The 11,210-nt window shown below is 75.2% G+C and carries 5 protein-coding genes; all 5 read left to right on the top strand.

Translation table 11 applies throughout. The features are described 5' to 3' along the window. The first annotated feature begins 36 nt into the window (after positions 1 to 36). The 5 genes from AB1460_RS17045 to AB1460_RS17025 are packed head-to-tail and all read left to right on the top strand — an operon-like array spanning position 37 to position 11,205. Complete coding sequence (locus AB1460_RS17045; protein WP_420497295.1) at positions 37 to 621, top strand: YiiD C-terminal domain-containing protein; 585 nt, start codon at positions 37 to 39, stop codon at positions 619 to 621. A gap of 2 nt (positions 622 to 623) precedes the next feature. Beyond that, entirely contained in the window at positions 624 to 1,598 is a 975-nt protein-coding gene (locus AB1460_RS17040) for an alpha/beta fold hydrolase (protein WP_368962426.1), read from the top strand. Beyond that, on the top strand, positions 1,595 to 2,245 hold the full coding sequence (locus AB1460_RS17035; protein ID WP_368962425.1) for an SGNH/GDSL hydrolase family protein: 651 nt from the start codon (positions 1,595 to 1,597) through the stop codon (positions 2,243 to 2,245). Before AB1460_RS17040 ends, AB1460_RS17035 begins: the two co-directional genes overlap by 4 nt. Before the next feature lie 48 nt (positions 2,246 to 2,293). After that, positions 2,294 to 8,929 carry a beta-ketoacyl synthase N-terminal-like domain-containing protein gene (locus AB1460_RS17030; RefSeq protein WP_368962424.1) on the top strand — a complete coding sequence of 2,212 codons (6,636 nt, stop codon included), beginning with the start codon at positions 2,294 to 2,296 and terminating at the stop codon, positions 8,927 to 8,929. Further along, entirely contained in the window at positions 8,926 to 11,205 is a 2,280-nt protein-coding gene (locus AB1460_RS17025) for a beta-ketoacyl synthase (protein WP_368962423.1), read from the top strand. The genes AB1460_RS17030 and AB1460_RS17025 overlap by 4 nt, the downstream gene beginning before the upstream one ends. The last annotated feature ends 5 nt before the right edge of the window (positions 11,206 to 11,210 follow it).

Genomic DNA, 11,210 nt, shown 5'->3' with positions numbered 1-11,210 from the left:
GGCGTCCACCGCCCCCACGCCCGTCCTGGAGAGCAGATGACATCGACGTCCGCACCAGCCACGCCGCCGCGGCAGGCCGGCGCCCCGCCGGCCGGCCCGGGCGAGACCGCTCGCGGCGCGGCCGGGCCGTTCGCGATCTTCGACCAGGCGACGGCCGACACGTCCGCGCCGGACTTCGACCGGATCCGGGAGATCGCCAACGCGATCGTGCCGTTCCGGCGGTTCGTCGGCATCGACATCACCGAGATCGACGCCGAGCGCTCCGTCGTGGAGATCCCGGACCGGGCCGACCTGACCAACCAGCTCGGCACCGTCCACGCCGGTGCGCTGTTCCTCGCCGCCGACCTCGCCGGGGCCGCGGCGGTGGCGGGCGCGCTCGCGGCGCGGCTGAGCCGGTTCGAGAGCCTCGTCGTCCGCGATGCGCGCTCGGCGTTCCGCCGGCCGGCCCGCGGCCGGATCCGCGCGGTGGGCCTGGTGGACGAACGGGAGACCCGCCGCGTCCGCGCCGGCACCGGGCCGGAGCGGTTCGATCTCGACGTGCGCGCCGTGCTGTACGACGACGCGGACGTCGTCGTGGCCCGGTTCCACTTCGACTACGCCTGCGCGATCGCCGGGGACTGACCATGGCCACGACCGAGTCGACGAAGGCCACGACGTCCACACCGACGACAGCGGCGGCGCCGGTCACCGGGGGCAGACGCGCCGGGGAGCGTGTGCCCACCGAGAAGGTGCCGGTGCCGGTCGGCGACGGCATCACGCTGATGCTGCGGATCCTGGCCCAGGAGGACCGGACGTCCCCCGTCGTCGCGCTGCTGCCTGCGATGGCGCTGAAGGCGAAGTTCTACTTTCCGCTGGCGACGGCCCTGCACGGCGCGGGGCTGTCGGTGGTGCTGTGCGACCAGCGCGGCCACGGCGACAGCACCCCGGGCCTGCGCGAGCAGCCGAACTTCGGCTACCGAGAGCTGATCGAGGTCGACGTCCCCGCGGTGGTCGCCACGATCCGGGCCCGCTTCCCCGACGCGCCGCTGTACCTGTTCGGGCACAGTCTCGGCGGCCAGCTGGCGCTGTTCCACGCGGCGTCCGCGCCGGGGAGCGTCGCCGGCGTCCTCACGATCGGCACCGGCACGCCCTACTGGCGGGCGTTCGCACGCCGGGACTGGTTCGAGGCGTTCTGGAAGATCCAGACGATCGGTCTGGTCGCCCGGGTGCGCGGCTTCTGGCCCGGCGGCATGCTCATCGGCGGGGCGATGTCCGGCCAGGTCATGGTCGACTGGGCCCGCCAGTCACGGACGAGCCGGTGCCGGCCGCGCGGCTCCTCCCGCCGGCACGACGACGCGCTGCGCACGCTGGGCCTGCCCGTCCTCGCGATCTCGCTGGACGACGACCGGCTCGGCCCGGCCTCGAACGTCGACTTCCTGTGCTCCCGGATGCCCGCCGCGCAGCTCACCCGCTGGCACGTCGTGGAGTCCTCCGGCGTCGAGAACCGGGACCACTTCGCCTGGGTCAAGGACAGCGCGGTCATCGGGCGCGCCGCCGCGACCTGGATCACCAGCGGCCGGCTGCCCGGCGGCCTCGCATCCGAGGGGGGCGGACGATGAACCGCGCACGGCTGGTCGTCCTCGGCGACAGCTTCGCCGAGGGCCGTGGTGACCTGCGTCCCGACGGCTCGTACGGCGGCTGGGTGCCGCGTTTCGCCGACCTGTTCGCGATCCCGCCCGGCGGCTACCGCAACCTCGGCACCCACCAGGCCACCACCGGGCACATCCTCGACCGGCAGGTACCGGCCGCGCTGGTCAACAAGGCCACCATGATCGGATTCATCGGCGGCGTCAACGACCTGGTCAGCGACTACGACCCGGACCGCTTCGCGGGCAACCTGCGGGCGATCCTGCGCCGCCTCGCCGGCCCGGACACCGTCCTGTTCACCGCGACCTACCCGGACATCCCCGGGAACCTGGACATCCCGGCGCCGTTCCGGGCGCTGCTGCGCGACCGTTTCGCCCGCGCGAACGAGGCCCTGGCCCGGGCCGCCGCGGCGGCCGGCGCGCTGTGCCTCGACATCGGGACGGCGACCGAGTGGCACGGCCCGGACCTGTGGGACGCCGACGGTCTGCACCCGAACCCGCAGGGCCACCGCCACTTCGCCGAGACCATGGCCGACTTCGTGGGCCGCCGCACCGGCATGACCCCGGTCGGCCGTGAGCCCGCGGGTGTCGGCGCCGGGGTCGGGCTCCTGTCCTACTGACGCCTGCCCTCCTGACGTCCCGTCCCACCTGTTGAGGAAAGGGCCATCGTGCGCGAGAGCGAACCGCCCCGGCGACTCGCCGACACACCCATAGCCATTGTCGGGATGGCGGGTCTCTTCCCGCATGCCCGTGACGCCCGTGAGTTCTGGCAGAACATCGTCGACGCCCGCGACTGCATCACCGACGTCCCGGCCAGCCGCTGGAACATCGACGACTACTACGACGCCGACCCGACCAGGCCGGACCACACCTACTCGCGCCGCGGCGGCTTCGTCCCGGACGTCGACTTCGACCCGCTGGAGTTCGGTCTCCCGCCGAACCAGCTGGAGGTCACCAGCACCCTGCAGACCCTCAGCCTGGTCGTGGCGCGGGATCTGCTGCGCGACGCCGGCGCACCGAGCTCCGCCTGGTACGACGCGGAGTCGACCGGGGTCGTGCTGGGGGTCACCGGGCCCGTCCCGCTGATGCACCCGCTGGCCGCGCGGCTCACGACGCCGGTGCTGCGCGAGGTGGTGCGCGCCTGCGGGCTGACCGAGGACGACGCGGCGGCGATCGCCACCCGCTACGCGGAGGCGTTCGCGCCCTGGGAGGAGAACTCCTTCCCCGGCCTGCTGGCGAACGTCACCGCCGGGCGGGTCGCGAACCGCCTGGGCCTCGGCGGGATGAACAGCACGGTTGACGCGGCCTGCGCGGCGTCGCTGTCCGCGGTGCGGATGGCGATCGCCGAACTGGTCGACGGCCGCGCCGACATGATGATCGCCGGTGGCGCCGACACCGAGAACTCGATCTTCGGCTACATGTGCTTCAGCAAGACGCAGGCACTGTCGAAGTCCGACCGCATCAGCCCGTTCGACGAGGGCGCCGACGGCACCCTCATCGGCGAGGGCATCGGCATGCTCGCCCTGCGCCGCCTCGCCGACGCCGAGCGGGACGGCAACCGGATCTACGCGGTCATCCGCGGGCTCGGCTCGTCCAGCGACGGCCGTTCGAAGAGCATCTACGCCCCGCGGGCGGAGGGCCAGGAACGCGCCCTGCGCCGCGCCTACGCCGACGCCGACTGCTCCCCGTCGTCCGTCGAGCTGTTCGAGGCGCACGCCACCGGCACCGCGGTCGGCGACCGCACCGAGCTCACCGCGCTGGACGGTGTCCTGCGCGCCGCGGCCGGCGGACAGACGCACTTCGCCGCGATCGGCAGCGTCAAGTCGCAGATCGGGCACACCAAGGGCGCGGCGGGCACGGCCAGCCTGATGAAGCTGGCGCTCAGCCTCTACCAGAAGACGCTGCCGCCGACGATCAACGTCGAACGGCCGGCCGGCCCGCTCGCCGAGGACGCGACCCCGCTGTACGTGAACACCCGCACCCGGCCGTGGATCCGGGACCCGCGCCGGCCGGTCCGGCGCGCGGCGGCGTCCGCGATGGGCTTCGGTGGGACGAACTTCCACGTCGTCCTGGAGGAGCACAGCGCGCTGCGGCCGGCCGCCGGGATGGTGCACCGCACCGCCCGCGCGTGGCTCTGGCACGCCGAGGACCCGGCCGCGCTGCGCGCCGCCCTCGAGTCCGGCGCCCCGCCGGTGGACGGCGCCGACCCCGCCGACCCGATCCCCGCGGACCACGCCCGGATCGGCTTCGTCACCGCGCCCGGCGACACCGACGGCGCGGACCTGCTCCGGATCGCGCTCGCGCAGCTCACCGCCGCACCCGACGCCGACGAGTGGACCCACCCGGCCGGGGTGTACTACCGCCGCCGGGCCCTGCCCGACGCGCGGGTCGGGGCGCTGTACGCCGGCCAGGGCAGCCAGTACCTGGAGATGGGCCTGGACACCGTCCTCGGCGTGCCGACCGTCGCGCAGGCCGTCGACGACGCGAACGCCGCGTTCACCGACGGCACGACCCCTCTCGCCGCGGTCATGTACCCGCCGCCCGTGTTCGACCCGGAGCTGCGCCAGGAGCAGGAGTCCCGGCTGCGCGCCACCCGGTACGCCCAGCCGGCGATCGGCGCGCTGTCCGCCGGCCAGTACCGGTACCTCACCGAGCTCGGCCTGCGCTGCGCCGGCCACCTCGGCCACAGCTTCGGCGAGCTGACCGCGCTGTGGGCCGCCGGGGCGCTGGACGACACCGCCTTCTTCCGCCTCGCCCGCGCCCGCGGCGCCGCGATGGCACCTCCCACCGACACGGCCGACAGCGACACCGACACCGGCACCGGCACCGGCACCGGCACCGAGGCCGCTGACCCGGGGACGATGGCGGCCGTCCAGGCCGGCCGGGAGCAGATCGAGGAGATCCTCGGCGCGTTTCCCGACGTGGTCGTCTGCAACCACAACGCGCCCGACCAGGTCGTCGTCGGCGGCGGCACGCAGGCCGTCGCCGAGGTGCTCGAGGAGCTGGCGCGGCGCGGCATGACCGGCCGGCTGCTGCCGGTCTCGGCCGCGTTCCACACCCGCCACGTCGGCCACGCGGTCGACCGCTTCTCCCAGGAGCTGGACGCCGTCGGCGTCGGGGTCCCCGCCACGCCGGTGTACGCCAACACGGCCGGCGCAGGCTACGGTGCGGATCCGGCGGCGAACCGGGACGTGCTCGCCGGCCAGCTGCTGGCCCCCGTCGACTTCGTCGCCGGTGTCGAGGCGATGCGCGCCGACGGGTGCAACGTCTTCGTCGAGTTCGGGCCGAAGCAGGTCCTCGCCCAGCTCGCCCGCCGCATCCTCGACGGCCAGCCGGTCGTGGTCGTCTCCACCGACGGCGGCCCGCTGCGCGACGGCGACGTGGCGCTCAAGCAGGCCGCGGTGCAGCTCGCGGTGCTCGGTCTCCCCCTGGCCGACATCAACCGGTACGACCCCGCGTCCCACTCCGGTGACGCCGACGAGGTGCCTGCCCGCAGGGGCATGACCATCACGCTGACGGGCGCGGAGTACATCCCCGACTCCCGACGCGCGCTGTACGCGGCCGGCCTGACCGACGGTTTCCGGGTCAGTGCGCTGGCTGCACCGGCGTCCGTCGCGATCGCACCGTCCGCGGCTCCGCTCACCGCCGCCCCGCAGCCCGCGCCCGCGGAACCAGCCGTCGCCGAGCCGGCCGTCGCCGCGGCGCAGGCCGTGGACGGGTCGTGGGCCGGTAACGGGTCCCACGCGGTCGCGCCGGTGGAGACGGTCAGTGAGCCGCTGCTCGATCCGGCGGCGGTCACCGAGGCGGTCAACCGGCACCTGGACCTGCACGACCGTTACCTGGACGGGCAGCTCCAGATCGCCGGCGAACTGGTCGCCCTGCTGCGTTCAGGCACCGAGGCGGCACTGCCGGGCTGGGTGCCGGCGGCGGTCGAGCACGTGAAGGAGCAGAGCCTCGCCACCGGCCGCACCCACACCCGTGCCAACGAGGTCCTCGCCGCGCTCGCGGGCCTGCGGCTGCCGGCCGGGCCGGAGGTACTCCCCACCGGCGGCGGTACGCCACCTGGCCGTACCGAGATCCCGCTGCCAGGCCCGGCCGTTCCGTTCGTGCCGCTGGTGCCGGCGCAGACCAACCGAAACGGCAACGGGTACCGGCCCGAGGCGGCCTCGCCGGTGTCCGGGGCCCACGGCGAGGCCGGCAGCGGTCCTGTCGCCAGGTCGACCGATGCCGCTCCCGCGGCACCCACCGGCGATGTCACCGGCGCGGCCGCCGCGAACGGCGCTGTGAGCACGAACGGCGCGGCAGGCGTCGACGGCGCGTCCAGCGTGAACGGGGCGACGGCTCCCGCGGGACCTGGGCAGGACGCGGTGCGCGCCGCGCTGCTGAGCGTCGTCGCCGACCGGACCGGCTACCCCGCCGAAATGATCGACACCACCATGGACCTCGAAGCCGACCTCGGCGTCGACTCCATCAAACGAGTCCAGATCCTCGGCGCCCTCCAGGAACACTTCCCCACCCTCCCCGCCGTCGGCCCCGAACGCCTCGCCGACATGCGCACCCTCGACCACATCACCCACCACGTCCTCACCTCACTCGCCACCAGCACTCCCGCGGAGACCGCGGACGCGACGGCGACGGCGATCGGCGCCCCCGCCGGCACCGACCGGCCGGACGAGGCCCCGCTGGCCCGTCAGCGCGTCGAACTGGTCGCGACCTCGGCCGTCGACGTCCTGGACGCGAGCCCCTACGGGTCGGGTCCGGTCGCGGTTCTCGTCGACGCCGGGGGTACGGCTGGCAACGACGAGACCCTGACCGCCCTGCGTGAGGGGCTCATCGAGCGCGGCTTCACCATCCGCACCCTGTTCCTCCCCGGCAGCGCGCCCTCAGCCACCGACACCGGGTCGGAGGCGACTGACCTGGCCGACCCGTTCGCAGGCTGGGACGCGGCAGCGGTCGAGCAGGCTCTCGACGACACGCTGGGCGGCGACGGGACCGTCGACCTGTGCCTCCTGCTTCTCGCCGCCCCCCGGGGAGAAGCCGACGCCGCCGCCAGATCCGACACCGATGCCTGGGCTCCGGGGATTCGCCGGCTCGCCGAGGCCGTCCTGGTCGCCAAGCACGCCGCCGGCCCACTCGCCCGCGCCACGGCCCGCGGTGGCCGGGCCGCGTTCGCCACGATCACCCGGCTTGACGGCGGACTGGGGCTGCGCGGCACGGCACCCGCGGCGCAGGGCCTCCTCGGCGGTGCCGCCGGTGTCGTCAAGACACTGGCCCGCGAGGAACCGGCCCTGTTCTGCCGCGCTCTCGACATCGATCCCGTCCATACGCCGGCAGCGCTGGCACAGCTGGCACTGACCGAGCTGTGGGACGCGGCAACCGACCTGCTCGAGGTCGGTGTCGACGCGGACGGAACCCGCTGGACGGTGCGACCCGGCCCGTTCGGCGCCGGGGCACGCCCCGGGGCCGGGCCGGCCGCGGATGCGGAGGTGGATGCGACCGAGCCCGCCACCGCTCCCGTGCTCGGTCGGGACGAGACCGTGATCGTCACCGGCGGGGGCCGCGGGGTGACCGCGGACTGCGTCAGGGCACTCGCGACGCGGGTCCCGGCGCACTTCGTGCTGCTCGGGCGGACCGCGGCCGACGCCGATCCGGGCTGGGCGGACGGGATCCCCGACGCCGGCCTGCTCGCCGCCGCCGCCGCGGACCTCGCGGCCCGCGCCGGCACGGGCGGAGCGCGGCCGACTCCCCGCCAGGCGGAAGCCGCCCGGCGCGACGTCCTGGCCCGGCGCGAGATCCGCGACACCCTGGCGGCACTGGAGGCCGTCGGTGCCAGCGCGACCTACCTCAGCGTCGACATCGCCGACCGGGCGGCGGTCACCGCCGCGCTGGCGCCCTACCGGGGTGTGGCCAGCGCGCTGGTGCACGGCGCCGGGGCGCTCGCGGACAGCGCGCTCACGGCGAAGACGCCGGACGCCGTCCGCCGCGTCCTCACACCGAAGCTGACGGGGCTGCGCAACGTCCTCGGCGCTCTCGGGGACGGGCCCGGTTCGCCGCTGCGCCACCTCGTCCTGTTCACCTCGGTGGCGGGTCTGATGGGCAACCCGGGCCAGGCCGACTACGCGGCGGCGAACGAGGCCCTCGGCCGCCTCGCCGCCGGCTGGAAGCAGACCGAGCCGGCGCGGCACGTCACCGCGATCGACTGGGGCGCCTGGGACGGCGGCATGGTCGACGCCGACCTGCGGGAGCTGTTCCGCTCCCGGGGTGTCGCCCTGATCGACCGGGCCGCCGGCGCGCAGGCCTTCGCCGACCAGTTCACCCCGCCGCACGACGGGGACGTCCGCGTTCTCATCGGCTCCGCCGAGGCGCTGACCGGCGCGGCGGGCAGCCGCCCCGCCCCGGCGCTGGTGACCCGACGCGACCTGACGGAGCTGGCCACCGACCCGGTGATCCTGCATCACCAGGTCGGCGGGTTCCCCGTCCTGCCGGCGACGTTCGCGATCGGCTGGCTCGTCAACGCCGCCGAGCGGACCCATCCGGGACGCGTCGTCGTCGAGGTCCGCGACTTCGACGTCCACAAGGGCGTCGTGTTCGACGGGACCGGGGAGCTGACCCTGCGCCTGCACGCGGCGGCGGCCGAGCCGGACCCGGATCCGAACCCGTCCGGTGACGGTGACGGTGACCGGCTTGTCGTGCGGGCGAGTGTGCGCAGCCCGGGGGCACTCCCGGTCGGGCTCTCCCGGTACGCGGCCACGCTGGTACTCGCGCCGAAGCTGCCGGCACCCGCCCAGGTGGAGGACTGGCCACGGCTCGATGCCGCCTGGTCCGCGCCGGGCGAGGACGGACTGGAGATCTACACCGGCGGGACACTCTTCCACGGGCCGCTGCTCCGCGGGATCCGGCGGATCCTCGACCGCGGCGCGGACAGCGTGATCCTCGAGTGCCAGCTGTCCGCCGCGCCGGTCGCGCACGGCGCGTTCGCCGGCGCCGCCCACGACCCGGCACTCGCCGACCTGCTGCTGCACGGCCCGTCCGTGCTCGGCCGCTGGCTGACGGGGCAGGCCTGCCTGCCGCTGGCCGTCGGACGGATCGACTACCGGGCGCCGCTGCCCGCGGGCGAACCGTTCGCGGTGGTGGTCGACGAGGCGAAGGTCAGCGACACCGGCGTCGTCAGCCGGGTCACCGCCGTCGGCCGCGACGGGCGGATCCTCGTCCGCCTGCACGACGTGGCCATGGTCGGCACACCCGACATGGCCGCGAAGTTCGCCGAGGGCGCCGCCCGCTGGCAGCAGGAGGGGACCTCATGACGCTGGCCGACGACGCCCTCCGCTTCGACGAGACCTTCCGGTTCGACGAGACCCTCGAGTTCGACGGCGAGCCGTTCGACCCCCTCCGTCTGACAGCGGCCGACAGCAGCGCGGCGGTGGGCGCGGGTCCGGCGCCCACCGGCGGGACGGTGCCGCCCGCGGTCCCGAGCCCCGGCCCGTCCGGCGGGAGCCGGTCCGCCGTGCAGATCGCCGCCCTGGTCAGGGAGGTGGGCGCGGTCATGGCCGCGGGGCACGACTCCGCACTGGTCGCGCAGCTCGCGCTGAGCCGGCTCACCCTCGCCGGTCCGTCCCGTTCCCTCGGGGCTGCGTTCCCGGTGCCTGAGCAGCTCCCGGTGCCTGAGCGACGTCCGTCGGCACCGCCGGCACTGGCCGCGGGGCCGGCAGGACCGGCAGGACCGGCGGCGGCTCCGCAGGAGACCAGCCCTCGGATCACGGAGGCGTCCTTCAAGCCGCTGGCACGCACGTCGCGTGACGCGCTGGACGCGGCCGACCTGGCCGCGCTGAGCCGCGGCGAGGTGGCGGCCGTCTTCGGGGCGCCCTACGAGCAGCACGGCGTCAACCCGGACGTCACCCTGACGGAGCCCGGAGCACCGACGCTCCTCGGCTGGGTCGCGGACCTGCGCCTGCGGGGCGGTACCCGGAGCGCCGGCTCCCTGCGCGCCGGGCTGTTGCCCCTGGGGGACGGGAGACTGCCGCTGGGTGACGGGTTGGCCCGCGGGCTGCTGGCGGCGGCGGGGCAGGCGGTGCGGGTGTTCGCGCTGTACGCCGGGCTGCACCTGTGCCTGGCGGACGCGCGTTTCGTCCCCGAGGCACCCGCCGAGGATCCGGACGGCCGCCCGCGCACCGGCCCGGCACACCCCGCCGCGTCGGTGCACCTCACCGAGGCGGGGCGGGACTGGGACGGCGCAGACGGGGAGATCCAGCTCGAGGTCGACACGATCGATCTCCTGCCGCGGCCGTGGCTCGCCGCGCGCGTGCTGGTGCACGCGGGCGGGCGGCTCGTCGCCGAGCTCGACGACGTCGCCGTCACCGTCCGGGAACGGCCCGGCGCGCCGGTCGGGCCCGAGCACGGCGGTGCGGTGACCGCCGACCTCGGTCGGCGTAACGCCGCCGGGGAACGGGCGCTGCTCAGCGAGTTCCACATGGCGCACTGCGCCCGCGGGGACCAGGGCATCGGGCTCGGCCCGGAGTTCGGCGGCTACCGCGGCCGCCGCGCCACCCGGCTGCCCGGCGGCGGGCTGCGGCTCGTCGACCGGATCATGGCAACGGACTCCCGCCGCGGCGACCTGCGCGGCGGGGCCACCCACATCACCGAGTACGACGCGGCGGCGGACTCCTGGTACTTCGCCGACACGGCGAACGCCTCCATGCCCAACTGCGTGTACATGGAGACGTCCCTGCAGTCGGCGCTGCTGCTCGGCTACTATCTCGGGGCCACCGTGGCCGAGCCGGCCGAGGACTACAGCCTGCGCAACCTCGGCGGCAGCGCCACGGTGCTGCGCGAGGTGGAGCTGCGCGCCGCGACCATCCGCCAGCACTCGACGCTGCTGTCGACGAACCCGATGCCCGGGACGGCGCTGCAGGACTTCTCCTACGAGATGGCGGTCGACGGCGAGCCGTTCTACCGCGGCGAGTCGATGTTCGGGTACTTCAACGCCCCGGCGCTGGCCCGCCAGACCGGACTGGACGGCGGCCGGCTCGTCCCGACCTGGCTGGACGCCCTCGACGAGCGGGAACGGCCGGCGATCCGCACGATCGACGTGGCCGCGCGGCGCGCGGACCCGGCCGCGCCGCTGTGCGCGCGGGGCCAGCTGGCGCTGCTCGACGACGTCGAGGTGGTCGACGGCGGCGGCCGGCACGGGCACGGCTACCTGCGTGCGCAGCGGCCGATCGACCCCGGGGACTGGTTCTTCGCCCGGCACTTCCACCTGGACCCGGTGATCCCCGGCTCGCTCGGGGTGGAGGCGGTGCTCCAGGCCCTGCAGGAGTGGGCCGTCGACGCCGGGCACGCGGACGGGATGGCGCGGCCCGGGTTCGTCCTGCCCGTCGGCGTGACTCTGCACTGGAAGTACCGCGGCCAGCTGCTCCCCACGGACGGGACGTTCACCCTGGAGGTGCACATTTCCGATGTCAGCCGCCGGCCCGGCCGGGTCCGCGTCACCGCCGACGCGAGCCTGTGGAAGCCGACGATGCGCATCTACGAGCTGACCGACATCGCCATCGAGCTGCGCGACGAGGGTGCGCCGTCGTGGTGAGCACG

Source organism: Parafrankia sp. FMc2 (assembly GCF_041008525.1).
GTDB lineage: Bacteria > Actinomycetota > Actinomycetes > Frankiales > Frankiaceae > Parafrankia.
This window is presented reverse-complemented; position numbering and strand designations above follow the sequence as displayed.